The 24,999-nt window shown below is 63.4% G+C and carries 23 protein-coding genes and 1 pseudogene; 7 read left to right on the forward strand and 17 right to left on the reverse strand.

The features are described 5' to 3' along the window. Positions 1 to 105: 105 nt before the first annotated feature. Positions 106 to 1,009, reverse strand: a pseudogene (locus FJ959_RS28980) (DMT family transporter). 55 nt (positions 1,010 to 1,064) lie between these two features. Next, complete coding sequence (locus FJ959_RS28985; protein ID WP_140633399.1) at positions 1,065 to 1,952, reverse strand: DMT family transporter; 888 nt, start codon at positions 1,950 to 1,952, stop codon at positions 1,065 to 1,067. Between the two features lie 322 nt (positions 1,953 to 2,274). Here FJ959_RS28985 and FJ959_RS28990 point away from each other — a divergent pair, with 322 nt between their 5' ends. Then, entirely contained in the window at positions 2,275 to 2,856 is a 582-nt protein-coding gene (locus tag FJ959_RS28990) for a VOC family protein (protein WP_140633401.1), read from the forward strand. Positions 2,857 to 2,883: 27 nt separating this feature from the next. Next, on the forward strand, positions 2,884 to 3,771 hold the full coding sequence (locus FJ959_RS28995; RefSeq protein WP_140633403.1) for a glutathione S-transferase family protein: 888 nt from the start codon (positions 2,884 to 2,886) through the stop codon (positions 3,769 to 3,771). Between the two features lie 153 nt (positions 3,772 to 3,924). On the opposite strand, the gene FJ959_RS29000 is transcribed toward FJ959_RS28995, so the two are convergent. Continuing rightward, the gene (locus FJ959_RS29000; protein WP_140633405.1) at positions 3,925 to 5,436 is read right to left on the reverse strand and encodes a peptidase S10; all 1,512 of its coding nucleotides are present in this window, start codon (positions 5,434 to 5,436) and stop codon (positions 3,925 to 3,927) included. Between the two features lie 518 nt (positions 5,437 to 5,954). On the opposite strand from FJ959_RS29000, the gene FJ959_RS29005 reads away from it, so the two are divergent. Continuing rightward, a complete protein-coding gene (locus FJ959_RS29005) occupies positions 5,955 to 6,461 on the forward strand; it encodes an OsmC family protein (protein WP_140633406.1) in 507 nt (168 codons plus the stop codon). Positions 6,462 to 6,475: 14 nt separating this feature from the next. Here FJ959_RS29005 and FJ959_RS29010 read toward each other — a convergent pair whose 3' ends face one another. The 13 genes from FJ959_RS29010 to rpsF form a co-directional block, all read right to left on the reverse strand. After that, a complete protein-coding gene (locus FJ959_RS29010) occupies positions 6,476 to 6,694 on the reverse strand; it encodes a hypothetical protein (RefSeq protein ID WP_140633408.1) in 219 nt (72 codons plus the stop codon). 148 nt (positions 6,695 to 6,842) lie between these two features. Beyond that, positions 6,843 to 7,478: a hypothetical protein gene (locus FJ959_RS29015; RefSeq protein ID WP_140555762.1), complete on the reverse strand. Its 636-nt coding sequence runs from the start codon at positions 7,476 to 7,478 to the stop codon at positions 6,843 to 6,845. Positions 7,479 to 7,560: 82 nt separating this feature from the next. Beyond that, entirely contained in the window at positions 7,561 to 8,316 is a 756-nt protein-coding gene (locus FJ959_RS29020; RefSeq protein ID WP_140633410.1) for an SDR family NAD(P)-dependent oxidoreductase, read from the reverse strand. A gap of 48 nt (positions 8,317 to 8,364) precedes the next feature. Then, the gene (gene purF, locus FJ959_RS29025; RefSeq protein ID WP_140494480.1) at positions 8,365 to 9,834 is read right to left on the reverse strand and encodes an amidophosphoribosyltransferase; all 1,470 of its coding nucleotides are present in this window, start codon (positions 9,832 to 9,834) and stop codon (positions 8,365 to 8,367) included. 121 nt (positions 9,835 to 9,955) lie between these two features. Continuing rightward, positions 9,956 to 10,627 (reverse strand): CvpA family protein, encoded by a 672-nt coding sequence (locus FJ959_RS29030; RefSeq protein ID WP_140494478.1) that lies wholly within the window; start codon positions 10,625 to 10,627, stop codon positions 9,956 to 9,958. Between the two features lie 43 nt (positions 10,628 to 10,670). Beyond that, complete coding sequence (radA, locus tag FJ959_RS29035; protein ID WP_140494476.1) at positions 10,671 to 12,074, reverse strand: DNA repair protein RadA; 1,404 nt, start codon at positions 12,072 to 12,074, stop codon at positions 10,671 to 10,673. A gap of 87 nt (positions 12,075 to 12,161) precedes the next feature. Beyond that, entirely contained in the window at positions 12,162 to 13,652 is a 1,491-nt protein-coding gene (locus FJ959_RS29040; RefSeq protein ID WP_140494474.1) for a replicative DNA helicase, read from the reverse strand. Between the two features lie 225 nt (positions 13,653 to 13,877). Further along, complete coding sequence (locus tag FJ959_RS29045) at positions 13,878 to 14,849, reverse strand: small ribosomal subunit Rsm22 family protein (RefSeq protein ID WP_140633411.1); 972 nt, start codon at positions 14,847 to 14,849, stop codon at positions 13,878 to 13,880. Between the two features lie 3 nt (positions 14,850 to 14,852). Then, the gene (locus FJ959_RS29050; protein WP_140633413.1) at positions 14,853 to 15,176 is read right to left on the reverse strand and encodes a YnfA family protein; all 324 of its coding nucleotides are present in this window, start codon (positions 15,174 to 15,176) and stop codon (positions 14,853 to 14,855) included. Positions 15,177 to 15,261: 85 nt separating this feature from the next. Beyond that, positions 15,262 to 16,554: a cyclopropane-fatty-acyl-phospholipid synthase family protein gene (locus FJ959_RS29055; protein ID WP_140633415.1), complete on the reverse strand. Its 1,293-nt coding sequence runs from the start codon at positions 16,552 to 16,554 to the stop codon at positions 15,262 to 15,264. Between the two features lie 216 nt (positions 16,555 to 16,770). Then, on the reverse strand, positions 16,771 to 17,355 hold the full coding sequence (gene rplI, locus FJ959_RS29060; protein ID WP_140494465.1) for a 50S ribosomal protein L9: 585 nt from the start codon (positions 17,353 to 17,355) through the stop codon (positions 16,771 to 16,773). A gap of 214 nt (positions 17,356 to 17,569) precedes the next feature. Then, a complete protein-coding gene (gene rpsR, locus FJ959_RS29065; RefSeq protein ID WP_006203718.1) occupies positions 17,570 to 17,818 on the reverse strand; it encodes a 30S ribosomal protein S18 in 249 nt (82 codons plus the stop codon). Continuing rightward, positions 17,818 to 18,312 carry a 30S ribosomal protein S6 gene (gene rpsF, locus FJ959_RS29070; protein WP_140494463.1) on the reverse strand — a complete coding sequence of 165 codons (495 nt, stop codon included), beginning with the start codon at positions 18,310 to 18,312 and terminating at the stop codon, positions 17,818 to 17,820. The genes rpsR and rpsF overlap by 1 nt, the downstream gene beginning before the upstream one ends. Positions 18,313 to 18,761: 449 nt before the next feature. Between rpsF and FJ959_RS29075 the strand changes: the two genes are divergently transcribed. Then, positions 18,762 to 20,471, forward strand: coding sequence for a pilus assembly protein (locus tag FJ959_RS29075; protein ID WP_140517845.1), 1,710 nt, complete (start codon positions 18,762 to 18,764; stop codon positions 20,469 to 20,471). A 45-nt stretch (positions 20,472 to 20,516) separates the two neighbouring features. Here FJ959_RS29075 and FJ959_RS29080 read toward each other — a convergent pair whose 3' ends face one another. Continuing rightward, the gene (locus FJ959_RS29080) at positions 20,517 to 22,445 is read right to left on the reverse strand and encodes an LTA synthase family protein (protein WP_246678907.1); all 1,929 of its coding nucleotides are present in this window, start codon (positions 22,443 to 22,445) and stop codon (positions 20,517 to 20,519) included. Between the two features lie 276 nt (positions 22,446 to 22,721). Between FJ959_RS29080 and fabD the strand changes: the two genes are divergently transcribed. The 3 genes from fabD (at position 22,722) to fabG (ending at position 24,753) form a co-directional block, all read left to right on the forward strand. Continuing rightward, positions 22,722 to 23,663: an ACP S-malonyltransferase gene (gene fabD, locus FJ959_RS29085; protein ID WP_140633417.1), complete on the forward strand. Its 942-nt coding sequence runs from the start codon at positions 22,722 to 22,724 to the stop codon at positions 23,661 to 23,663. Positions 23,664 to 23,702: 39 nt separating this feature from the next. Further along, positions 23,703 to 23,924 (forward strand): CopG family transcriptional regulator, encoded by a 222-nt coding sequence (locus FJ959_RS29090; protein ID WP_140633420.1) that lies wholly within the window; start codon positions 23,703 to 23,705, stop codon positions 23,922 to 23,924. Between the two features lie 91 nt (positions 23,925 to 24,015). Continuing rightward, positions 24,016 to 24,753 carry a 3-oxoacyl-[acyl-carrier-protein] reductase gene (gene fabG / locus FJ959_RS29095; RefSeq protein ID WP_140561835.1) on the forward strand — a complete coding sequence of 246 codons (738 nt, stop codon included), beginning with the start codon at positions 24,016 to 24,018 and terminating at the stop codon, positions 24,751 to 24,753. The last annotated feature ends 246 nt before the right edge of the window (positions 24,754 to 24,999 follow it).

The raw sequence follows: 24,999 nt of genomic DNA on the forward strand, positions 1-24,999 counted from the left end.
ACGGACCGAGGGGTTTGGGGGGACTCGGGGGGTGGTCCGTCGGCTCAACAATGCCCGAACGGGATGATGGTTCCGTGACTGCGCAAATTTTTTTGGGCTCGGCTTTCACAACGGCCCTGGCGCTTGTTGCTGCTTTGCGGACAGCCAGTCGCGGCCGGCATGGGCAAAGACCGCGCAAAGCACGATCGCGCCGCCGATCATGCTGGCCATGGGCGGTATCTCGGCCAGGAAAAGGAACGCAAACAGGATCGCGAACGGCACTTCGGCAGAGCCGAGCAGGCCGGATTCAGCCGCCGGGATGAGCCGCGCGCCTTCCGTCCACAGGATCGAGGAGAGTGCGAAGCTCGAGCCGAAGGCGACGAGCAGCACGGCATCCCTTGCCGAGACGGCAAGCGGGTCGGTGACGAACCAGCCGAGTATGAACAACAGCAGGGCCGAGACCGCGCCTGCCCAGACCGCCGGCGTGTCGCGGAAGGCGCGCACCATGATCATGTAGAGCGCGCTGCCGATCGTCATCAGCAGCGCCAGCCCGTCTCCGAACAGATTGCCTGTGCCGAAGCTCGACCAGACCATGACCGCAACGCCGCAAAGCGAGACGGCGGCGGCTAACATCGTCTGAAGGGCGGAAGGGCTCGCGCACCAGCAGGAAGGCGAGCAGCGCGGCAATGAAAGGCGACGTCGCGTAGATGACCGTGACATTGGCGACGAAGGTGAATTTGAAGGCGCAGATGAAGGCGATGCTGGCCAGCGCGCCTTCCACCGCCAGCAGCCAGCCGCGCCAGCCGAGCCGCAGCGTTTCGCGGTTGCCGGAGCGGTGGCGGCGCCACCGCACATAGAGGCTGATCAGGATCGAGCCGACGAAACCGCGCCAGCAGGTGATGGTCAGCGGATCGGCATGGATCGATTTGGTCAGCACGCCGGTCAATCCGAACACCGCCGCCGACGACGACACCAGGATGATGCCAAGTGTCCGTTCTGCGGTGTCGGTGGCGGCTGCTACATCGGTCATGAAAGCCAATTTACGTGGTTCTGTCCTGACATCGTAGTGTCAGCAGTCTGGCCCGTCACAGCCGTTTGCGGAAATGCTCGCCGCCGACGATCAGGAGCCCTGCGGTGATGATGAGAGCAGCGCCGAAAAACACTTCGCGACGCGGCACGTCGCCCCAGATGGCGAAGCCGAGCGCGAAGGCCCACAACAGCGAAGTGTATTCCAGCGGCGCGATGATCGAGGCCGGCGTCCGTTTCATGCCTTCGAAGAGAAGATACTGCGCCAAGCCGCCGAGCGCGCCGACGCTGGCAAGCAGAAGCAGTTCGCTCCAGCCGGGCATCTTCCACCAGAGCAGCGCGGGCACCGCCGAGAATATCAGGAAATAGAAATTGTTGAGCATGAGCTGGATCATCGAGCGCTCGGCAAGTGCTGTCTTGCGCAACAGCACGATGGCGATGCCCCACAGGAAAGCGGCGGCCAGCACCAGCAGCACCGGCACGGACAGCCCGAGATGGGCAGGGTCACAGGCGACAAAGACGCCGGCGAAGCCGATTGCCACCGCCAGCCAGCGCAGCATTGGCACTTTTTCGCCAAGCATCACCACCGAAAGCACGGTGACGATGATCGGGGCCGCGTAATAGACGGTGGTCAGTTCGGCGAGCTGCAGGCTGCGCGCGGCATTGTAATAACAAAGCCACGCCGCCAGGGTGAAGACGCTGCGCAACAGCATCGGCCACACGATCGGCGACCGCGCCGTCTCCGCATAGAGATGCCGTCCGCCGATCGCCGCGCAGGCGGTCAGTATGGTGATGCTGCGGAAGAACAGGATCTGCCAGACGCTCATGCCGGCTACCAGCAGCTTGATCGAAGCGTCCTGCGTCGAAAAAAGCAAATAGGCGGCGCCGGTCAGGAGGATACCGGCGAGAACCCTTTCGCGTGTTTCGAGAATGGCGACATCGGCCATGCGACAAGCGGCCTTGTGTGAAAACGGCTCCGGCCCCTGTCGGCTCCGCTCCCGCCAGCTATAGGGGCGAAACCTTGCATGGCGCTGCTCCAGCGCCGTGCTTGCGTTGGGGCAGGGCCGATCCCGGATGCGGCTTCTGGCGCGGCGCGACTGATTGGTTTAGCATCGTCTCACAAAGCCGGCGCGTAAGGTTCGGCGAGCCAAGGGAACGGCGCGGATCAGGAAGCCAGCGCTCGCATAAGAGACGCCATTCGCATCATGGCGGCGGGCTGACAGCCGGCACTTACGGATATCGAAACGCCGACATCAGGGGGAGAACGCAATGCAGAAACTGCAATCGCAAGGCGTCCATCACATCACGCTGGTCGGCGCCGGTCGCCAGACGTCGATCGATTTCTGGGAAGGCGTGCTGGGCATGCCATTCATTTTCGAGCAACCCAACCTCGACAAGGCAGCCGAAAGCCATCTCTATTTCGATCCGGGCGACGGGCGGCTGATCACCATCTTTACCGACGAGACCCGCACGCCGGCAAAGCGCCGCACGCCGACCGACACGGGCTGCGTCCACCACATCGCCTTTGCCGTGTCGCGCGTGACCTTCCTGCAGGCGGTCGCCCGGCTTGACGAGCGCGCCATCAAGCACAGTGGCGTCAAGGACCGCGGTTTCATGGATTCGATCTATTTCGAGGATCCGCTTGGCCTGCTGATCGAACTTGCTTCCTACCGTTTCGAGCCGCCGGCCGGCTTTAGCCATGCCGACGTGCTGATGGAAGCGCACAAGCTCCGCGTCGCGCGTGGCGACTACAACATCGCCGAGGCGCATCTGGCCGACGCCATCCAGGCGCTGGTCGAGCGCTCGCGCGCGACATTGTCGGCCGACAGGGCGCCGCGCAATCCGTATTGATTTTTGAATAAGCAAAGGGAGGAACACATGGCAAAGACAGCGACGAAGGGTGCGAGGAAGCCGGCAGCTAAGGGCACACCAAAGGCTATGGCAAAACCAGCAGCAAAAGCTTCAACCAAGCCGGCGCCAAAAATATCGGCAAAGCCTTCGGCCAAGGCGACGTCAAAAGCAGCAACTGCCGGCAAAGCCGCGTCCAGGACCAAGGGGAAGTCGGCGAAGAAACCCGCCCTGATGATCAGCATGCTGAAGCCGAGCGTCAACAACATGACGGTTCGGGTGTTTGCCCGCGCCGCCGGGCTGGACCATGCCGAGGCCGACGCCTGGGGCAGCACGCGTTCGCCCGAATTCATGGCGCGCAACCCGGCCCATCTGACTCCGATGATCGAGGACAAGGGCCTGCCGCGAGGGGTGCTTTGGGAAAGCTGCGCCATCATGCAGTATCTCGCCAACAAGCACGGGCTGGAGAAATTCTACCCCAAGGCGCCTGCCAAGCGGGCGATGATCGACAGCGCCATGTTCTACCTGATCGGCACGCTCTATCCCTATGTGGCGCGCGCCACCTATCCGGCGCTCGGTTTCCCGCAATATGCCGGAGAGGTCGGCCACAGCGACGCTCATCCCGACAGGAAGGCCGAGGCCCAGAAGGCGGCGATCGCCGCCATCTCCGAACCGCTGGAGGTGTTCCACTCCTTCTTCAGGGACGGCAAGCCCTTCATTGGAGGCAAGAACCCGTCTATCGCCGATATCCGCCTGGCGGCGACACTCGAATTTCTCGCCGTCATCGACTATGCCCTGCCCGAATGGGCCAGCGACTACATGGCCGCGATGGAGAAGAAGCTCGGCAAGGCCTATGCAGACCCGGCTAGCGACGTGCGCGGCTACATTGCCCATGTGAAGTCACAGCCACGGGTGTGAGATCGCTTCGGCGCCGCAGGCCGGTTGAAGGCAGCCGGCGGCCAAGATGAACTGCGATGTCCTTCGCGGCTCCTTTGCCTGGAGGACAGAGGAGCGAACTGTCCCGCCAGCGTATCGCGGACTGCCCGTCACTCCGGTGTTTCCAAGCGACGCTTACTGCGTCGCTTGGTAAAGCTCCGCCGCCGCTGCCTTGAGCGCCCGCCTTCCGTCCGGCCTGAAATACATCATGTGTCCTCCGTCCAGCACATCGACGCGGATGGGCTTTGCACCGGCGAGCGTCGGTACCTGGTTCACCAGATAGCGAGATGCCAGATAGGGCGTGACGAGGTCGGTGTAGCCGTTGACGATGACGACGCCGAGCGCGGGATTGAGCGAGCGCGCCCGCTGCAGATCGTTCATCACGCCGGCATAGCCCTGCCGCGATGTGCCGTATTCCCAATTGCGGCTGATCTCGCCATTGAGCAGCCGGTAGCTGACATCGGTGTGGTAGTTCAATTCGTCGCGGGCATAGCCGACAAAAGCCGAGGTCAATGCTGGAACGCTGCGGTCGAGCACAGGATCGGGTCCGGCGGTGCGAGCGCTTTCAGGAGCGATGTCGGCCGTGCCGATCATGGCGTCATAGGGGCTGAGCACCTTGCTTTTCGAGCGGGCAAACTCCCTCGCGAAAAGGCTGGTCGGTATACGCGCGAAATTCCGCTGCACGAGGTCGAGGGGCAGGCCGGTGATCTCGGCCACCCGCTGGCTCGCCAGCCGCCCGCCTTGCTCCAGCCCGCTGGCCAGCGCCGTGAGGTAGTCGCCAAGCGCATAGCGCTCGACCGCGGCCAACTGCGCCCGCAGCGCCTCGCCGGTAACGCCGTCGGCACTGAGCCGCACCGACGCCAGCGAGGGGAGTTCGAGAGCCCAGTGCAGCGGCTCGAATTCGTCGGGTTGCACCAGCATGAATTCCAGCGCCGGCGAGATCAGCACGATGCCGCTCGGGCTAAGGCCGACATCTTCCTGCAAAGTCCTGGCGAGCAGCGCCGCGCGAAACCCGCCATAGCTTTCTCCGGCCAGGAAAAGCGGCGAGCTGCTGCGGCCGTTCTGGGCCAGATAGAGCCGGATGAAGGCGCCGATTGAGCTGGCGTCCTGGTTGACGCCCCAGAAGTCGTGGGTGTTCTGCCCGGGAGCCTCGCGGCTGTAGCCGGTGCCGACCGGATCGACAAAGACGAGGTCGGTCATGTCGAGCCAGCTGTCCGGATTGTCGATGATCTTTTGCGGCGGCGGCAGGAATTCGCCATCGGCTCCGGTCGTGATGATGCGCGGACCGAGCGCACCGAGATGCAGATAGGCGGAAGCCGCCCCGGGGCCGCCATTGAAGACGAAGGTAATGGGGCGTGGTGCCGTTTTTGCCGCGTCGGCCGGTGGCCGCAGCGTATAGGCGACATAAAAAATCTCCGCCGTGACGTCGGCCTTGCCTGAAAGCAGCGACAGCGTGCCGGTCTTGGCCTGATAGTCCAGCTTGCGTCCGGCAACCGTGATCGAATGGCTGGTGACCTGCGGCGGCGGCAGCAGCGACAGCACACCGCCGGTCGGCGCCGGCCTCTCCGGCGTTTCAGCCAGGACAGGCTGTGCGAAGGCAGCAAGCATCAGCAGGATGAGAGAGATCAGTTTCAACTTGAACGGCATGACGCCTCCGCGAGAACGCTTGTCGCATAGCTATAGCCGATGCGATCGAAGTCAAAGGAAAGGCTTGTCCGGCTGAAGACGGATCGCCCGCCATCAAGCAACGAATCCGGGTCAGCGGGTTCCGTGCAAGCCTTCTCGACGCGCTATTGAGAGAGCATTGAATGAAAAAAACCGCCTGTACGGCGGGTCCGTGGCGCAACTCAGCACCATAACCAGAAATGTACCATAGCTGCCTTCACCCTGGCAAGAAAAAATTCCTATCAGGAGAAACCGTTGGCACACCCGACTGCCCATCGCCAGCCCTTGTTGACCCGAGTCGGTCACCAAAAAATGGGACGACGGCACTCGCACGGCTCAGACGGTCTTTGAGACCTCGTCCGTCAATGTCCATTTGGGATAGTGATTGCGCGCCTGTGTCCCAACGCGATGATTATGTTTGCTTTCCGGTGTGATCGGGTCAAATCTCGGTGGGTTGACGCATGCCAGCGCCAGAAACGATCGTCGAAAGGGGCAGCGAAATGAACGCCACCGCACTGAAGGCCATGCAGGCGCCGCTGAAAGAGACCTATCGCGATGATGCTTCGCGCGCGCTCATCACGCTCAGGGCCAGAGGCAGTCTCGATGACCAGTCGATCGCCTGCAAGGTCGAGACGGGCAGGGCTCTCGCGATTGCCGGTCTGCATCCCGCAACCGGCGGCTCGGGGCTCGAGCTTTGCTCGGGCGACATGCTGCTGGAGGCACTTGTGGCCTGCGCCGGCGTGACGCTCAAGGCGGTGGCGACGGCGCTCGAATTCAAGCTCGGCGCCGCCACGGTCGAGGCCGAAGGCGACCTTGATTTTCGCGGCACGCTTGGCGTTGCCAAGGATGCGCCGGTCGGTTTTCGCGCCATCAGACTGAATTTCAGTCTCGACACCGATGAGCCGCAGGAGCGCATCGATTCCTTGCTGAAGCTGACCGAACGCTACTGCGTGGTGTTCCAGACCATCAACCAGAAGCCGGAGCTGACGGTCAGCGCACGGCGCTGACGCCGCATCGCGCCTTACTGCGCTGCCGGTTCCTCCGCGTCGCCCTCATCGGTGAAGGGTGACGCGCTCGGCACGCATTGCAGCGACCAGCCGGTCGGGGTCGGCTGCTTCTGGTATTCGGTGATGGCGGCGGTGCATTGTTCGCGCTTGTCGAACGTGCTGGGCAACACGACCATGCCGCCTTGCGGGCCGGCGATTACCAGGTACCAGACCAACGCTACGCTCGAAGCCATGGGAATTTCCTTGCTCTGCCCAGCCGGGCTTGTTGTGGGAATCTATGCGATCCTATCAACTCTGCGGAAATGACGAAAGCATGACCGCGACTCAGCTTTCCGCCGCCACATCACAGCCGCGTGATGTGGCGGGGCGGGCGAGGTCTGGTCAATTCGTTGCGAAACAATAGAACAGGCCGTCGCCGCCGGTGCCTTTCAGCGCCTCTTGGCCGCAGCCGCCGCGCGAAGCATGCGAAGAGTTCCAGGATTTGGCGGCAGCTGAATCGTCGAGCCCGGTGCGGTCGTGATGGCCCATCATGGCTGCCCCTTCCGTGCCGCTCATCGTCCAGTCACCGCAGGTCTGGTCGGCGATCCTGGTGCCGTCGGGTTTCGAGCCGGTCAGCATATCGTGGCGGTTCGGCGTGTCGCCGCGGCCGTTCACCATCTCGCCTTTCTCGGTGAGCGCCGTCTGCTTGGTGATGCCGTTGGCATCGCCGTGCAGCGAGGCGACGTCGTCGGCTATCTTGACGCCCTTGGCATTCACCCACGGTCCCTTGCCGATGCGGTCGCGCGCATCCTCGGTGCTGGTCGACAGATATGCGGCCCAGGTCTTGCCGGTGACGCCGGCTGCTTCCGCCAGCGAGGCGCAATGCGCGTCGGCGCCCTTCAGGCCGCCGAGGTCTGCCCCTTTGCCCGAGCCGACGCTGGTGACGAAGAAGCTCATCTTGGCATCTTGTGACAAGGCTGTGCCGGCGGCCAAGGCTGAGGCAATGGCGGTGGCGGCGATGAGAATAAGTCTGCGCATGTCGGTCCTCCGGGTTTGAGCTTCGAATGTACATTCGAGGAACGCCGCCCGGAGCCGAATTCTTCCGATAAAAAAGATGCGGCTATTCCGGCTGTCGGTAGGCGACGAAACGGTTGTGCTTGGCCTGGAAGATCAATCCTGTCTCTTTCAGATCGGGGCTTGCCAGCGGCACGATGCGTTTGGCGATCTCGGAGGGATGCGGCAGCGTTTCCGGGTCCTCGCCGGGCACGGCCTGCGCGCGCATCGCGGTGCGGGTGGCCCCCGGATCGGCGGCATTGACGCGCAAGGGCAGGCTCTGCGTCTCATGTGCCCAGGAGCGCATCATCGTCTCGACCGCCGCCTTGGAAGCCGCGTAGGGCGCCCAGAAGGCGCGCGCCGAGTGAGCAGCGTTGGACGACAGGATGATGGCCCGGCCGGCGTCGGAGAGCCGCAGCAGTGGGTCGACCGAGCGGATCAGCCGCCAGGTCGAGGTGACGTTGATGGTCATCACCTTCTCGAAGGTTTTCGCCTCGACATGGCCGATCGGCGAGATCACGCCGAGCACGCCCGCATTGGCGACGAGAATGTCGAGCTTGCCCCACCGCTCATGGATGGCGCCGCCCAGGCGGTCGATGCCGGCCATGTCGGCAAGGTCGAGCGGCACCAGCGTCGCTTCGCCCTTGCCGGTTTTGTCGCGCTCGGCCTTGATCTGGTCGTCGAGTTCTTCCAGCCCGCCCACGGTGCGCGCCACGGCAATGACGTGGGCGCCGGCGGCAGCCAGTTCCCTGGCGATGAAGTAACCGATGCCGCGCGAGGCGCCGGTGACGACCGCAACGCGGCCGGAAAGGTCGAAGGTCATGCGATAGATTCCGGAAATATGGCTATGGCAACTGGCAGTGCGGCAATCCTATGCGCCGCTCGTCGCCAGCAGCGACAGCGTGCGCACATTGTCGTGGCCTTCGAAGTCGAGCAGGCGGGTCGGATACTGGCCGGTGAAGCAGGCGTCGCAGAATTGCGGCTGCTCGTTGTCGCGGTTGGCCTCGCCGACGGCGCGATAGAGTCCGTCGATCGACAGGAAGCCGAGCGAATCGACGCGGATGAATTCGGCCATCTCCTCGATCGACATACGTGATGCCAAAAGCTTCGATTTTTCCGGCGTATCGACGCCGTAGAAGCAGGAGGCGCTGGTCGGCGGCGAGGCGATGCGCATATGCACTTCCTTGGCGCCGGCGTCTCGCACCATCTGCACGATCTTCTGGCTGGTGGTGCCGCGCACGATGGAATCGTCGACCAGCACGACGCGCTTGCCCTCGATCATGCGGCGGTTGGCGTTGTGCTTCAGCTTGACGCCCATGTGGCGGATCGAATCGCCGGGCTGGATGAAGGTGCGGCCGACATAGTGGTTGCGGATGATGCCGAGCTCGAAGGGGATGCCCGCGGCTTGCGAAAAGCCGATTGCCGCCGGCGTGCCGGAATCCGGCACCGGCACGACGATGTCGGCCTCGACGGGATTTTCCTGCGCGAGTTCCGCGCCGATGCGCTTGCGCACCTCGTAGACGTTGCGGCCTTCGACCGAAGAGTCCGGGCGTGCGAAATAGACATATTCGAAAATGCAGAAGCGGGTCTTCTGCGGCTCGAACGGGAACAGGCTCTCGATGCCCTTGGAGGTAACGACGACCATCTCGCCGGGCTTCAAATCGCGCACGAAACGCGCGCCGATGATGTCCAGCGCGCAGGTTTCGGAGGCCAGGATCCAGGCACCGTCGAGGTCACCCAGTACCAGCGGGCGGATGCCGAGCGGGTCACGGCAACCGATCATCTTCTTGGCCGTCATCGCCACCAGCGAAAAGGCGCCCTCGACCTGGCGCACCGCATCGATGAAGCGCGAGTTGAGATCGCGCTCCTTGCTGGTGGCGACGAGGTGCAGAAGCGTCTCGGTGTCGGAGGTCGAGGAGAAGATCGCGCCTTGCTTCTGCAGCGCGCGCTGCACGGTCATGGCGTTGGTCAGATTGCCGTTATGGGCCACGGCAAAACCGCCATCGGCCAGTTCGGCGAAGAAGGGCTGGATGTTGCGCATGCCGGCGCCGCCGGTCGTGGCGTAGCGCGTGTGGCCGATGGCGCGATTGCCTTGCAGGCTGTCGATGACGCGTTGCTTGGTGAAGGTGTCGCCGATCAGGCCGACATGGCGTTCGACATGAAACTGGGTGCCGTCGTAGGAGACGATGCCGGCCGCTTCCTGGCCGCGATGCTGCAGCGCGTGCAGGCCGAGCGTGACGATGGCCGCCGCGTCCTGCCGGCCGAAAATGCCGAACACGCCGCATTCGTCGTGGAAGTGATCGTCAGCTTCCGCGGAAAGCACGTGGTCTGCGTCTGCCATGGGGCTCAAGCTCCGCTAAAATCGCCATATAAGGCGACAGCGTCGTAAAAGCAACGCGCCCGGCGATGGTTCACGATCACCGCCAGTCTCGGGCGCCTGTTCTGCGGCGCCCGATCACTCATCAATTCGCCGGCGCCGCCGGGGCCGGATTGGCCGGTGCGTTGTCCGCGGGAGGCGTTCCGGCATCGCTGTCGTCAGGAGCCGGCGCATTGGCATCGTCCCCTCCCGCCGGGGCATCCGTGGCCGGTGCGTCCGGTGCGGCGGGCGTTTCGGCGGCCGGCTGATTCGGATTGAGCTTCTTGAGGATGGCGTTTTCCGGATCCTCGGGCAGCAGGCTTTCAAGCTTGGCGCCGATCTGTTCCAGCAGCGGCCGCGACTTGGCCTCCGTGACCCAGGCCGGTGCCTTGGCGCCGGCCAGCCAATTGAAGAACAGCAGGGCCACGGCAACCACCAGAATGCCGCGGGCGGCGCCATAGAGGAAGCCGAGCGTGCGGTCGAGCGCGCCGATGCGGGAATCGATGATCCAGTCGGCGAGCTTCATGGTGATGACGCTGACGACGATCAAAGCGATGATGAAGACGACGCCGGCGGAGGCCGCCATGGCGATCTTTTCATTGTCGATGTAGGGTTTCAGGTAGGGCAGCACGGGCTTGTAGAAAAAGAACGCCGCCGCGGCTGCCGCCGCCCAGGACACGATGGACAGGACCTCGCGTGAAAAGCCGCGAACCATGGCGAGCATCGCCGAGACCAGGGTGAAGCCGACGAGAATTCCGTCAAGCAGCGTTATCGGCATCTTTGTCGCCCCACTCCCTGTCGCTCACCACCAGGTGAGCCCGTCATTCTTCGTCGTTGGCGCGGCTGCGCCGTGAGCCGGCTATGCGCGCCACGAGGTCGGCGAGCTCGGTGGGCTGGAAAGCGCCGGCCCCGATTCCTCCGGCAAGTTCCTCGCTGCCCAAGGGCAGAACCGCGCTTGCGAAACCCAGCTTTTCGGCCTCCTTGAGACGCTGCTGCGCATGCGCAACCGGCCTCACGGCGCCAGAAAGGCTGATTTCGCCGAAATAGACGCAATCGGCGGGAAGGGCAAGACCGGTGAGCGAGGAAACCAGTGCGGCCGCCACCGCCACGTCGGCCGCGGGCTCGGAAATGCGGTAGCCGCCGGCTACGTTCAGATAGACGTCCTGTTGGCCGAAGCGCACGCCGCAATGCGCCTCGAGCACCGCCAGGATCATCGACAGCCGGGCGCCGTCCCAGCCAACGACGGCGCGGCGCGGCGTGCCGAGCGAGGAGGGCGCGACCAGCGCCTGGATTTCGACCAGCACCGGCCTTGTGCCTTCCATGCCGGCGAAAACCGCCGCTCCCGGCGATTTCGCATGGCGCTCGCCGAGGAACAGCTCGGAAGGATTGGCAACCTCGCGCAGGCCCTTGTCCGACATTTCGAAGACGCCGATCTCGTCGGTCGGGCCGAAACGGTTCTTGACGGTGCGCAGGATACGGTAGTGATGGCCGCCTTCGCCCTCGAAATAGAGCACGGCGTCGACCATGTGCTCGACGACGCGCGGGCCGGCGATCTGGCCTTCCTTGGTGACATGGCCGACGAGCACGATCGCAGCACCCGTGGATTTCGCATAGCGGATCATCGCCTGGGCGGCCGCACGCACCTGGGTGACGGTGCCGGGCGCCGAATCGGCGAGGTCGGTCCACAGCGTCTGGATCGAATCGAGGATCACCAGGTCCGGCCGCTTGCCGTCGGCGATCGTGGCAAGGATATCCTCGACATTGGTCTCGGCCGCAAGCTCGACCGGTGTGGAAGCGACGCCGAGGCGCTGCGCGCGCAGCCTGATCTGGGCGACCGCCTCCTCACCGGAGACATAGACGATGCGGTGGCCCCTCGAGGCAAGGGCAGCAGCAGCCTGGGTGAGCAGCGTCGACTTGCCGATACCGGGATCGCCGCCGACCAGCAGCGCCGAGCCGCGCACGAAGCCGCCGCCCGTGGCGCGGTCGAGCTCACCGATGCCCGACACGATGCGCGGCGCGTCCTCGATATCGCCGGAAAGCGTGGTCAGCACCACCGCGCGGCCCTTGCGTGCGTTGCGCGTATTGGCCGGCCCGGAACCGATGCCGCCGGACGTACCTTCCTCGACCAGCGTGTTCCATTCGCCGCAGGCGTCGCATTTTCCGGCCCAGCGCTGATGCACCGATCCGCAGTTCTGGCAGATGAACTGGACGCGGGATTTAGCCATTAGCGAGGCCTGCTTCGGGATCGCCGATGCTGGATAGGTGGGCGGGACAGAGGGGGTTTGACGGAGCGTGACGGTGAGTCAAAAAAGCTACTCAAACCTTTCCGCGATATGATGTTCCTCCGCCAGATCCGAGAAGCGGGTAAATTCGCCGTGGAAGGCTAGCGTGACCGTGCCCGTCGGTCCGTGACGCTGCTTGGCCACGATCACCTCGGCCTTGCCGCGCATCTCGTTCATCTCGTTTTCCCACTTGATGTACTCGTCGGTGCCGAGCTTCGGCTCGCGGTTCTTGAGGTAGTATTCCTCGCGGTAGACGAAGATCACGACGTCGGCGTCCTGCTCGATCGAGCCGGATTCGCGCAAGTCCGAGAGCTGCGGGCGCTTGTCGTCGCGGCTTTCAACCTGTCGCGAGAGCTGCGACAGCGCGATGATCGGCACCGCGAGCTCCTTGGCCAGTGCCTTGAGGCCGGTGGTGATCTCGGTGATTTCCTGCACGCGGTTCTGCGAGGCCCTGGCGCTGGAGCCCTGCATCAGCTGGATATAGTCGATGACGATGAGGTCGAGGCCGCGCTGGCGCTTCAGGCGCCGGGCGCGGGCCGAGAGCTGGGCGATCGAGATGCCGCCGGTCTGGTCGATGAACAGCGGAATCTTCTGCATGGTCTGCGAACAGGCGACCAGCTTTTCGAAGTCCATTTCGGTAATCTCGCCGCGGCGGATCTTCGAGGAGGAGATTTCCGTCTGTTCGGAGATGATACGGGTCGCGAGCTGTTCCGACGACATTTCGAGCGAGAAGAAGCCGACGACACCGCCATTCGCCGCCTTGAACGACCCGTCGGCCTGCTGCGCCGGCACATAGGCCTCGGCGACGTTGAAAGCGATGTTGGTGGCGAGCGACGTCTTGCCCATGCCCGGACGGCCGGCAAGGACGATCAGATCGGACGATTGCAGGCCGCCCATGCGGCGGTCGAGGTCGCGCATGCCGGTGGCCAGCCCCGACAGGTGGCCGTCGCGCATGTAGGCGGCGTTGGCCATGTCGACCGCGGTCTTGACCGCGTCGGTGAAGCTCTCGAAGCCGCCGTCATAGCGTCCGGTTTCGGCCAGCTCGAACAGGCGCCGTTCGGCATCCTCGATCTGCTCGGACGGCGACATGTCGACCGGCGCGTCATAGGCGATGTTGACCATGTCCTCGCCGACGGTGATCAGGGCGCGACGCGTCGCAAGGTCATAGATGGCGCGACCGTAATCTGCGGCGTTGACGACCGTGACGGCTTCGACCGCCAGGCGCACGACATATTGTGCTACCGTCATGTCGCCGACCTTCTCGTCGGCCGGCAGGAAGGTCTTCAGCGTGATCGGCGTTGCCACCTTGCCCATGCGAATGAGCTCTGCCGCGATCTCGAAGATCTTGCGATGCAGGGGTTCGTAAAAGTGGCTGGCCTTCAGGAAGTCGGAGACGCGATAGAAGGCATCGTTGTTGACCAGGATCGCGCCGAGCAGCGCCTGTTCCGCCTCGATGTTGTTCGGCGCCTCGCGATAGAGCGGTTGCTCCGCCACGCCGAATTTCCGCGCTGCCTCTGCCATGATGTCCCCGATTTCGATCCCGGTCTCTCGATATCAGAATCGGAAAATTGAGTGCTGACTTATCTGCAACAGTTATCACCCAAGCAGATTTGATGCCCACTGTTCACAGAAACAAAAAACCGTCCACAGGACAGTATTCCCGTGCCCTGATTCCGATTGACTCGACAAGGTGCTGATTCTACGCGACGGTTTGGAACAAAGCAAGAACAATCGTCACCCGAATCCCTACGCTGTATCGAGCACATCGCCCCAGTCCGACCGCCGTGCCGCCTTGAACAGTTCACCGTCACGCTTGCTGAAAAGCGTCTCTCCGGCACTGCCGTCCGGCCGGCAAAGCTTGAGCGCCGCCTTGCCCGAGCCGGTTTTCGGTGGCGCGATCACCCGCGCCGCGCGGACTGGCGCCGGCTGCCTCGAAGCCGCGACATAGATGAACTTCTCGTCCTCCCATGGCACTTCGGCGTCCTTGGCCAGCCGGTGCAGGCGCGAGCGGGCGACGCGCCGCGAAAAGTGGCACCAGTCGGGCGCGATGAGCGGGCAGGGGGCTTCGTGCGGGCAAGGTGCCAGCACATGCGCGCCCGCTTCTATCAGTTGCCGGCGAACCGCGAGAACACGCTGCCAGCCCGCCGGCGTGCCCGGCTCCACGATCAGCAGCGTGTCTGTCGTGAGCTGCCACAGCCGATCGACCATTTTGGGCAGGGATGCCGGTGCGATCTCGTCCAGCACATAGGCGCAGGTGACCAGGTCCGCCGGCTGCAAACCGTCAAGGTCGATGGTCACGTCGCCGGCCTGCCAGGCGATCCGGGCAGCGATTGCATCGGCGGCAAGCGCCTCGCCGACCTTGCGCACCGCAGCACTGGCCTCCAGCAAAACGGCATGCTGAAGATCGGGCCACAGGTCCGCCGTGGCCCAAAGCACGGTGCCCGGGCCGGCGCCGACATCGAGCAGGGTTTTCGGCGCGAATTCCGGCTGGGCTTCGTTCACCGCGTCAAGGCTGGCGCGGACGGCGGCATAGGTCGCCGGCAGCCGCGTCGCCAGATAAGCCTTGACCGCCATATCCTGCGCCATATGCAGGCGGCCGTCGCGCATCTCGGCGCGGTAACGGTCCGATAGGGTTTTCGCCGCCTGCCTGAGCACCGGCAGCGGCACGTTTTCGAGGGCACGGTCGACGGCCTGTCGAAGCGGGGCGGGCAGTTCCACGGCTCATGCCCCTCGTGGTGCGAGCAGGATGACAGAGGCGCCCACTATGCAGAGCGCCGCCCCCGCAAGGTCCCACCGGTCGGGACGCACGCTTTCCACCAGCCAAAGCCAGGCCAGTGACGCCGCGATGTAGATGCCGCCATAGGCGGCATAGGCGCGGCCGGCCGCGCCGGTGTCCACCAGGGCCAGAAGCCAGGCGAACACAAGCAACGAAACGAACCCTGGTAGCAGCCACAGCGGCGATTTCTCCAGCCGCCACCACGCCCACACCGAAAAACAGCCAGCGATCTCGGCGAGCGCCGCGGCTGCATAGAGGAGGTAGGTCATGAAAAAGGCCTCGCGACGATCACGAGGCCTTTTTCAGGGCACGAGCCGGGAATGGCAAGCGCCAATGCGGCAAAGCGGTCTGTTCCTACTCCGCTACCTTGCGGCGCCGGGCGGGCTTGGCGGGCTCTTCGACCAGAGCCGCTTCGCGATGGCCCATGTCGCGCATTTCGAGCGCCTTTTCACATTTGACCATATAGTCGCGCGCCATCGGCAGGGTGTCGTTCTTCCTGGCAAGCTGGATCTGGAAGATGACCAGATCCTGCCAGCGGAAGGCGGCTTCCGAGGCTGCCAGATAGAATTCCCACATGCGGCAGAAGCGTTCGTCATAGATCGCCTTGGCCTTGTCGCGGTTGACGGCGAAGCGCTGGCCCCAATGCTTCAACGTGTCGGCATAATGGAGCCGCAGGATTTCGATGTCCGTGACGACGAGGCCTGACTTCTCGATCGCCGGCATGACTTCGGAAAGCGCGGGAATGTAGCCGCCCGGGAAAATGTACTTGCGGATGAAGGCGCTGGTCGCCCACGGCACGCCGGAGCGGCCGATCGTGTGCAGGAGCATGACGCCATCAGGCTTCAGCAACGTCGCGCTCTTGTCGAAGAAGGTGCGGTAATGGTTGACCCCGACATGTTCGAACATGCCGACCGAAACGATGCGGTCGAAGCGTTCGTTGAGTTCGCGGTAATCCTTCAGCTCGAAATGAACGTGGTTTTCCAGGCCCTGGGCATGCGCCCGGTCGGTGGCGACACCGTGCTGCTCGGTCGACAGTGTCACGCCCTGTACGTCGACGTCGAAGGCCTTGGCGAGGTAGAGGCCTAGCCCGCCCCAGCCGGAGCCGATGTCGAGCACCGTCTGCCCGGCCTTCAGCCTGAGCTTGGCGGCAATGTGGCGCTTCTTGGCTGCCTGCGCCTCGTCCAGCGTCATGTCGGGCTGCTCGAAATAGGCGCAGGAATACTGCATGTCCTCATCGAGGAAGAGCCGGTAAAGGTCGCCCGACAGATCATAGTGGCGCTGCACGTTGCGGCGCGAACGCGACGCGGTGTTGATCTGCTGCAGGCGGCGGAAAGCGTGGCGCAGGCCTTCGATGGCTTTCGACCACGTCGCGTCGATGCCGCCGCTGCCCATGTTCTGGAAAGCGATGCGCATCAGGCCAAGAACGCCGCCCTCGAGGATGTCGAGTTCGCCATCCATGTAGGCTTCCGGCACGGCCAGCATCGGATCGAAGGTAATGGCGCGCTCGGCGTGCCTGGTCTTGATGTGCAGGTGCACCGGCTCGCCGCTGCCGTCACCGAACACGAATGTCGTGCCCTGTGGGCCGGTCACCTTGAGATTGCCTGTGCGCACCAGGCGGTCGAGAACGCGTTTCAACAGAATATTCATGACCCAAATGTCCCCTCTCGGTCAGACAGGCTGTCCTACTCTGCATCAATATATAGGGTTTCGAAAAGTTCCTTTTGGCACAAAAATGCCCAGGTGGTGAACCCGGGCATTGGTCCAGTCTGGCTTGAACTGCCAGTCTGATCGGAGCTGCCAGTCTGATCGGAGCTGATTGGCCGAAGCCGAATGCGGCGCGCCGGCAGGCGCGCCGCGCCGATGTCAGGCGTTCTCTTCGCCGCCCTCGAACTCGGCGTTCGGGTCGAAGAAGTTCTCCGGCCGGGCATTGTCGTTGATGTCCTCGCCATAGATGGCCTCGGCGGTGGTCAGCGTCTCGCCCTTGGCCTGCCGCTCGGCTTCGTCGGCCGTGCGGGCGATGTTGAGCGTGATCGTGACCTCGACTTCCGGATGCAGCGCGATCGCCACATTGGTCACGCCGATGGTCTTGATCGGCTGGTTGAGCTGGATCTGGTTGCGGTTGACCGAAAAGCCCTCTGCCGTCAGCAGGTCGGCGATATCGCGCGTCGACACCGAGCCGTAGAGCTGGCCGGTCTCGCCGGCCGAGCGAACGGCGATGAAGCTCTTGCCGTCGAGCTGTTCGGCGACCTGCGAGGCTTCGGACTTCCGCTCGAGGTTGCGGGCTTCGAGCTGCGCGCGCTGGCCTTCGAACTTCTTCTTGTTGGCTTCGTTGGCGCGCAGCGCCTTGCCCTGCGGCAACAGGAAATTGCGGGCAAAGCCGTCCTTGACCTTGACGGTGTCGCCCATTTGGCCGAGGCGGGAAACGCGTTCGAGAAGAATGACTTCCATGGTTTTGTTCCTTTTGGTTAGGGCGCCAATCACGGGATCGGTGCGAAATTCTTTGGAACAGGTCAGGAAGCAAAAGGGCGTTGCCGCCGGTGTCGCTGTCCTGCCTGTCGCGGCAGTTAGAGGCTTTTGGCCTCAACTCGGGATTTGATGCGCAACCCAGCGGCGCCCGTCGCCGTGGAAGAGAAGCGGGCGGCGGAGCCGCCCGCGTCAAGGATTAGCGAACCACGTAGGGCAGCAGGCCGAGGAAGCGGGCGCGCTTGATCGCCTTGGCGAGCTCGCGCTGCTTCTTCTGGCTGACGGCGGTGATGCGCGACGGCACGATCTTGCCGCGCTCGGAAATGTAGCGCTGCAGGAGGCGCACGTCCTTGTAATCGATCTTGGGCGCGTTGGCGCCCGAGAACGGGCAGGTCTTGCGGCGGCGATGGAACGGGCGCCGGGTCGGGATCTGGTTGATGTCGACCATTATTCTGCACCCCCTTCAAAGCCTTCGCGCGGACGGCGCGGACCACGATCGCCACCGGCGTCGCCGCCGAAGCTGCGTGGCGGACGATCGCCGCGATCACGGTCGCCGAACGAGCGCGGACCGCGGTCGCCGCGGTCACGGTCGCCGAAGCCGCCGCGTTCCGAGCGCTCTTCGCGCTTCTGCATCATGGCGGAAGGACCTTCCTCGTGCGCATCGACCTTGATGGTCAGGAAACGCAGCACGTCCTCGGACAGGCCCATCTGGCGCTCCATTTCGTTGAGCGCTGCCGGCGGGCAGTCAAGATCCATCAGCGTGTAGTATGCCTTCCGGTTCTTGTTGACCCGGTAGGTGAGGGACTTCAGTCCCCAGTTCTCGACCCGGCCGACGGACCCGCCATTGGCGGAGATGACGCCCTTGTACTGTTCGACAAGCGCATCGACCTGCTGCTGCGAGAGGTCCTGCCGGGCAAGAAACACATGTTCGTAAAGAGCCATTATGTCTTTTCGCCTTTCTTCGTTTCTCTCCCGGTTCCCGGCGGCAAAAGCCTCTGCAACTTCTCTGACCCGCCAGGAGCGGGGAAGAAAGGAGCATGACGAGACGGTCGAGAGCGGAGACACGGGAGGCGGAAGCGCTTCTGGCTTCACGCGAAGGTTTTCGAAAACCTCCGGCCCTCCGTTCAGCCCCCAGCTGGGACCGGCAGATTGGCGGCGTCTATATAGCAATCCACGTGGAAGGCAAGAGCAGGCGGCAATCCCGGATGTCGCAGGGCCGGAAAACCGGCATGTGCGGCGATAGGACTCCGTGGTTCCCGGAAACCAGGCCTTAACCACCATGACAGGTTGTATGGGGTTGCGGCCCCGGCATCAACCGCCGATTCATCATGTCTGGCGCAAAAAGCGGCATCCCGCTGTCAGCAACGGGCTAGGCATTTCCGGGGGTAAGGATGCTTCTCAAGAAATTCTGGCGCTCGAAAAGCGGCAACTTCGCGCTTTTGCTCGGGATCGGCTTGCCGGCCATCCTGTCGGCGGTGGCCTTCGCAGCCGATGTCTCCACCATCATGCGGGCCAAGAGCAACCTGCAGAATGCGCTCGACGCGGCAAATCTCGCCTCCTCGCATCTCGGCGATCTGGACATCACCCGCACCGACGCCTTCAACCGCTATTTCCAGGCCAACGTAGCCGGACATGGCGAACTCACAAATGCGCGGGCCACGTTGACGGTCGACAGGGGCGTCAACTTCGTCAAGACGAAGGCCGTCGCCTCGGCTGACGTCGATTTGAACTTCGCCTTCCTGCTCGGTGAGAGCAGGCACATCGTGGTCGATGCCTCGGCGGTCGAATCGAACAACCAGCTCGAAGTCGTGCTGGTTCTGGACAACACCGGCTCGATGGCCGGCGCCAAAATTGCTGCCCTCAAGACAGCGACGGACAATCTGCTCAAATATCTGGAAGCGGCGCAATCACCGACGCGCAAGGTCCGCGTGGCGCTGGTACCCTTCGTCACGGCTGTCAATGTCAACGGCGACGGGTTCGACCCGTCCTGGATCGACATGGACGGCAAGTCATCCACCAATGGAATCAATTTCCCCGTCATCAACGACAAGCGTCCCAATCATATGGCGCTGTTCAGGCAGTTGATGAAAGATCCGGCCTCTGCCGCCAAATTGACGGGGTGGAAGGACGGCAAGGGGGAGGATACGGGTTGGAAAGGCTGCGTCGAGGCGCGGCCTGGTGTCCTTAATATCGCCGATACGCCGCCTGATCCACGTTACCCTGACACTCTGTTCGTGCCTTATTTCGCGCCGGACAGTCCGGGAAAGGGGACGAGACCTTCCAGCGGCTATTCAAACGATGCCTATCACTACAACAATTCCTTTATCGACGACGCCCCTGATGAGGCCAAACTTGCTCGGAATGGCGGACTGAATATTCTCGGAATAGACCTGAGCGGCTTGCTTGGAAGTGCTGCCGGGCTTTTGCGGGGTGATCTTGAAACAGTCGCCAAATATGTGGCGCCGCAGAACACCGCCATTGCCACCGCGGTCACAAACGATCCAAACGCCTTGCAATTGACGGTGGGGCCAAACCGGTCCTGTCCCTCGCCAATCGTCCCCTTGACCGAAGACTTTACAAAACTTCGCAACGAGGCCGCCAAGATGCTTGCATGGGCGGGGTCCGGCACCAATGTTTCCGAGGGCCTGGCCTGGGGCCAGCGGGTGTTGTCGCCGGGTGCGCCATACGCCGAGGGTACGCCTTGGAAGACGCCTGGGGTGAGCAAGATCGTCATGTTGCTCACCGACGGCGAGAATGTCGTCTACGGCGCCAGCAACGAGACGACCAAGTCAGACTATACGTCCTATGGTTTTCTCGCGGGCTCAACCTATGGCGCTGCCGGTCGGCTTGGATCGGACAATCAGACCACCGCCGCGCGCAATGTCGACGGATGGACCAAAAGCGTCTGCACGCAGCTGAAGAAGCAGGGCGCCGAAATCTACACGATGGTGCTGCAATCCGACACCGCCGCCAACCGCACGCTCTACAGCGCGTGCGCCTCGGATCCCAGCGACTACTATGCCGTCAACGATCCAAACAAATTGCCGAACGTGTTCCAGCAGATCGCCAACAAATTCTCGAAATTGCAACTGACGAATTGAACGCTCGACCCCGCTGGGCGGCATCCTGGAAGGATGCCGCGAATTTCAGCTCATATGGGCGACGACCTTGTCCACCGTTTCGGGGAAGAAGTCGGGCGCCGCGTGGCGTTTGCCGAACATCATGTCGTATTGCAGCAGCCGGAAGTCGCGGATCGCCGGGTCGATCTGCTTTTGCCGCGCCCAATCGGGCGTGGCTTCTCCCGCCGGCGTCAGCAGCAGATTGCGGTCGACCACGCGGTAGCGTTCGCGCATCTCGCCCAGGAAGCCGGTATAGTAGGGGTGGGTGATGCCGGCCGTTTTCAGGATGTGATAGGGCAGGAAGGCGGGACTGACGGCGCCCATGTCCTTGGCAGGGCCTGTGCGGTTCGACCAGATGACCAGTGGCGTCTGATGATGCTCCAGCGCCGCCTCGGCGGAAGCCTCCTTGCGCGGCGCGACATTGTCCTTCATGAACCCGGTCTCTACATAGACCGGCCCAAGCGGCGGCAGATGGTCGCCGAAGAAGGCGATGACGGTGGGGCGAGAGCGTTTCTTTGCCCATTCGACCAGGCGTTCGAGACCGCGGTCCGCGTCGGCCGAGCCCTCGGTGTAACTCAGCAGCGATTCACGCGCCCATTGGCTGATCGGGGCCTGCACGGTGTGGGTCGGATTATAGTAGCGGTTCGGCTCGTAAGGGCCGTGGTTCTGCAGGCTGACGGCAAAGAAGAACACCGGGGCATCGCTGGCATCGGCCTCGCTGATGATCTCGTCCGTCATCGCCGCGTCGGATGCCAGCGGCCCGCGCTTTTGCATCGGCGGCAGCGTCTCTTCCGATCTGAAGTCGTCGAAGCCGAAATCGGCATAGACCGCGCCGCGGTTCCAGAACCAGTTGGTGCCCGGATGGATGGCGCGCGCCCTGTAGCCCTCCCTCTTCAGGAAGGTCGCCAGCGACGGCGTCGGCGTGCGCACATATTGCTGGTAGGGGATGCTGCCGGCCGGCAGGAAGGCGTTGGAGAAGCCGGTCAGTGCCTCGAACTCGATATTGGCGGTCATGCCGCCGAATTCGGGTGAGAACATGGAGCCCGAACGCAGCGCCCGCACGTTGGGGATCGGATCGGGCGTGATGGTGACCCCGGGCAGCTTGGTCGGATCCCAGAAGGATTCGCTCATGACGACGATGATGTCGGGCTTTTCCTGGGGCACCGAGGCGGTCACCTGCGGCCTGTCGATGGCCGCGATCGCCTTTTCCGAATAGCCTGGCGGCGCCGAGACATGCGCCATCGGCACGTTCAGCGCGAAGGCGAGCGCAAAGCCGTTGGAGGCGTAATTTTCCTTCTGGTCCCACATGATCGGGATGATCTGCAGCCGGTCCCGGGTCCAGGAGAAGGTGGCATAGTCCATGATCGAGACGAAGAAGGCGAGCAGCGGCACGGCCAGCGTCAGCCGGGCGAGACGGCCCTTGCGGCTGAGTATGGGCACTTTTCGACGCCAGACCCGCCAGCCATAGATGAGCAGCGACAGGCCGGCGACGATGCCGACAATCATGGCAAGGGCAGTCATCGGACGGTCACGCACCAGAAGCGGCAGCAGCGCCACGATCTGGCGGGAGTAGAGGAAATCGGTCGGGTAGAGGGGATCGCCGAGATAATGCGATTTCTGGTGACCGATGAAAGCCAGCGAGAGCGTCAGCGGCGCGACGATCATCAGGCTTTGATAGCTGCGGCCGAAAACGGCATCGAGGCCGACCAGAACCAGTGCGAACACCACGATCGTGGTCCAGCCCGGCTTGAGCGGCTGCAGGAAGAAGGAAACCGTGCCGGCGAAGTCGCCGCGCACGATCAATTCGATGGCGAACACCAGGACGGCCGCGATCAGCAGGCTGGTCAGCCCATAGCGTATGGTCGGCCACTTCCGTCCCGGCAGGTAGCCGGTGGAAGGATCGTCTTCCAGAAACTGTGGCGCGGCTTTGCCTGCGCCTTTCGAAATCCTAGCCACTTTAACTTCCCCACCCAGCGACAGACCCGTCACTCGATTGTCATGGAATTGTCACGCAAAGCTAGCGCCTGTGGCGGAAATAAGAAGAGCCAGCAAACGATTCGTGAGCGGTTTTCATCAGGAGTGATCGCCAAAAAGCCTTTTGGAACAGGCACTCGGCCGGCAAAGCTGCCAAGGGGCCGGGTCGAACCGGGCTTGACTTGGCAGGCCGCGTTGCGTCACAGGCAGGAAAATTCGTGTATCAGGCAAGCAGAACCGAGCTTTGGGAGCCCACACATGGCCGTTGCATTCACCTTTCCGGGACAAGGCAGCCAGGCTGTCGGCATGGGCAAGGACCTCGCCGATGCCTTCCCCGAGGCGCGTAGGGTTTTTAGCGAAGTCGACGACGCGCTCGGCGAAAACCTGTCGAAGCTGATCTGGGAAGGGCCGGAAGAGACGCTGACGCTCACCGCCAACGCGCAGCCGGCGCTGATGGCCGTATCGCTGGCCGCGATCAGGGCCTTGGAAGCGGGCGGCTTCTCGCTGAAGGACAAGATTACCTACGTCGCTGGCCATTCGCTGGGCGAATATTCGGCGCTTGCCGCCGCCGGCTTCGTCTCGGTTGCCGATGCCGCCAGGCTGCTGCGCATCCGCGGCAATGCCATGCAAGCGGCGGTGCCCGCCGGCGAAGGCGCCATGGCGGCGATCATCGGACTGGAGCAGGCCGATGTCGAAGCCGCCTGCGCCGAGGCTGCCAAAGGATCGGTCTGCCAGATCGCCAACGACAATGGCGGTGGCCAGCTGGTGATTTCCGGCGCCAGGGCAGCGGTCGAACTGGCTGCCAAACTGTGCACGGAAAAAGGCGCCAAGCGAGCGCTGATGCTGCAGGTCTCCGCGCCCTTCCATTCGGCGCTGATGGCGCCCGCCGCCGAGATCATGCGCGAGGCGCTGGCCGGGGTAACCAAGAACGCGCCTGTCGTGCCGCTCGTCTCCAATGTCACGGTCACTCCGACCAGCGATCCCGAAATCATTGCGCGCCGTCTGTTCGAACAGGTGATCGGCCGCGTGCGCTGGCGCGAGACAGTGGAGTGGTTCGGCGCGAACGGCGTCACCACGCTCTATGAAGTCGGCGCGGGAAAAGTGCTTTCAGGGCTGGCCCGGCGCATCAACCGCGAAATCGCCACGGCATCGGTCGGTTCCGCGGCCGAGGTCGAAACCGCACTGGCGGCGCTCGGGTGAGGCGCCGCGACTGAATTTGACGAACTCACGAGGTTTGGCATGCCTGTCTCAATCCGTCTTTCTGCCGAAATCGAACAGCGCCTGGACTCCTTTGTCGCTAGGACAGGCCGCAGCAAAGTTGATTGTTTGTGCGAACTCATCCAGCGCGGCCTGGACGATGTGGAAGATTATGACTTGGCGGCCGAAGCTGCAGGACGCATTGGGCGAGGGGAAGAGGATATTATGAAAGCTGATGATTTCTGGCGCGGCTTGTATCGCTGAAGATATTCCGTTGGTGATGGCAATCGGATACCCGCGAGACGTATACAGATAAGGTTGCTCGCTGAGCTTCCGAAACCAAAGAGGAAAACACATGTTCGAACTGACCGGCCGCAAGGCACTTGTCACCGGCGCGTCAGGAGGCATCGGCGAGGCGATCGCCAGGGTGCTGCATGCGCAAGGCGCCATCGTCGGCCTGCACGGCACGCGCGTCGAGAAACTGGAGGCGTTGGCCGCCGAACTCGGCGACCGGGTGAAGCTGTTTCCGGCCGACCTATCGAACCGCGACGAGGTCAAGGCGCTCGGCCAGAAAGCGGAGGCCGATCTCGAGGGCGTCGACATCCTGGTCAACAATGCCGGCATCACCAAGGATGGGCTGTTCGTGCGGATGTCGGACGCCGACTGGGACAGCGTGCTCGAAGTCAATCTGACGGCCGTGTTCAGGCTGACGCGTGAGCTGACCCATCCGATGATGCGCCGTCGCCACGGCCGCATCATCAACATTACCTCGGTGGTCGGCGTCACCGGCAATCCCGGCCAGACCAACTACTGCGCCTCCAAGGCCGGCATGATCGGCTTTTCCAAATCGCTGGCGCAGGAGATCGCCACCCGCAGCATAACCGTCAACTGTGTCGCCCCGGGCTTCATCGAATCGGCGATGACCGACAAGCTCAACGACAAGCAGAAGGAGGCGATCATGGCCGCTATCCCGACGCGCCGCATGGGCACCAGCGCCGAAGTGGCGTCCGCCGTCGCTTATCTTGCCTCCAACGAGGCCGGCTACGTCACCGGCCAAACCATCCATGTGAACGGCGGCATGGCGATGATCTGATCGGGTCGGCCAAAGCATGCATTTCGGGCCGGGCCCGGGCATTCGCGGTGGCTTTGAGACGGCGACAGGCAACGCCTGGGCGGGCTGTGAAAAGCGACCATTTCGGCTTGGACGCCCACGATTTTTCGTGTAATGCGGCCCGCAACCCGGCGGTTCGGGCAAAAACCGGTCTGCGGCCATTGCGTTTCCGGCGGGACCATCTTTCAGCTTGATTAGCGGCATTCCGCCCGCTAACGAAGACAGACA

Origin of the sequence: Mesorhizobium sp. B2-2-4, from assembly GCF_006442375.1 — a bacterium.
Classification (GTDB): Bacteria; Pseudomonadota; Alphaproteobacteria; order Rhizobiales; family Rhizobiaceae; genus Mesorhizobium.

Bases quoted from the DNA above. Each gene is read 5' to 3' on its own strand.
- FJ959_RS29040 (WP_140494474.1), bottom strand. From the start codon at position 13,652: ATGGCAGAGGCAGCGCGGAAATTCGGCGTGGCGGAGCAACCGCTCTAT.
- fabD (WP_140633417.1), top strand. From the start codon at position 22,722: ATGGCCGTTGCATTCACCTTTCCGGGACAAGGCAGCCAGGCTGTCGGC.
- rpsF (WP_140494463.1), bottom strand. From the start codon at position 18,312: ATGGCTCTTTACGAACATGTGTTTCTTGCCCGGCAGGACCTCTCGCAG.
- radA (WP_140494476.1), bottom strand. From the start codon at position 12,074: ATGGCTAAATCCCGCGTCCAGTTCATCTGCCAGAACTGCGGATCGGTG.
- rplI (WP_140494465.1), bottom strand. From the start codon at position 17,355: ATGGAAGTCATTCTTCTCGAACGCGTTTCCCGCCTCGGCCAAATGGGC.
- FJ959_RS29020 (WP_140633410.1), bottom strand. From the start codon at position 8,316: ATGACCTTCGACCTTTCCGGCCGCGTTGCGGTCGTCACCGGCGCCTCG.
- FJ959_RS28985 (WP_140633399.1), bottom strand. From the start codon at position 1,952: ATGGCCGATGTCGCCATTCTCGAAACACGCGAAAGGGTTCTCGCCGGT.
- FJ959_RS29055 (WP_140633415.1), bottom strand. From the start codon at position 16,554: ATGAATATTCTGTTGAAACGCGTTCTCGACCGCCTGGTGCGCACAGGC.
- FJ959_RS29050 (WP_140633413.1), bottom strand. From the start codon at position 15,176: ATGACCTACCTCCTCTATGCAGCCGCGGCGCTCGCCGAGATCGCTGGC.
- FJ959_RS29090 (WP_140633420.1), top strand. From the start codon at position 23,703: ATGCCTGTCTCAATCCGTCTTTCTGCCGAAATCGAACAGCGCCTGGAC.
- FJ959_RS29000 (WP_140633405.1), bottom strand. From the start codon at position 5,436: ATGCCGTTCAAGTTGAAACTGATCTCTCTCATCCTGCTGATGCTTGCT.
- FJ959_RS29075 (WP_140517845.1), top strand. From the start codon at position 18,762: ATGCTTCTCAAGAAATTCTGGCGCTCGAAAAGCGGCAACTTCGCGCTT.
- rpsR (WP_006203718.1), bottom strand. From the start codon at position 17,818: ATGGTCGACATCAACCAGATCCCGACCCGGCGCCCGTTCCATCGCCGC.
- FJ959_RS28990 (WP_140633401.1), top strand. From the start codon at position 2,275: ATGCAGAAACTGCAATCGCAAGGCGTCCATCACATCACGCTGGTCGGC.
- FJ959_RS29005 (WP_140633406.1), top strand. From the start codon at position 5,955: ATGAACGCCACCGCACTGAAGGCCATGCAGGCGCCGCTGAAAGAGACC.
- FJ959_RS29015 (WP_140555762.1), bottom strand. From the start codon at position 7,478: ATGCGCAGACTTATTCTCATCGCCGCCACCGCCATTGCCTCAGCCTTG.
- purF (WP_140494480.1), bottom strand. From the start codon at position 9,834: ATGGCAGACGCAGACCACGTGCTTTCCGCGGAAGCTGACGATCACTTC.
- fabG (WP_140561835.1), top strand. From the start codon at position 24,016: ATGTTCGAACTGACCGGCCGCAAGGCACTTGTCACCGGCGCGTCAGGA.
- FJ959_RS28995 (WP_140633403.1), top strand. From the start codon at position 2,884: ATGGCAAAGACAGCGACGAAGGGTGCGAGGAAGCCGGCAGCTAAGGGC.
- FJ959_RS29030 (WP_140494478.1), bottom strand. From the start codon at position 10,627: ATGCCGATAACGCTGCTTGACGGAATTCTCGTCGGCTTCACCCTGGTC.
- FJ959_RS29010 (WP_140633408.1), bottom strand. From the start codon at position 6,694: ATGGCTTCGAGCGTAGCGTTGGTCTGGTACCTGGTAATCGCCGGCCCG.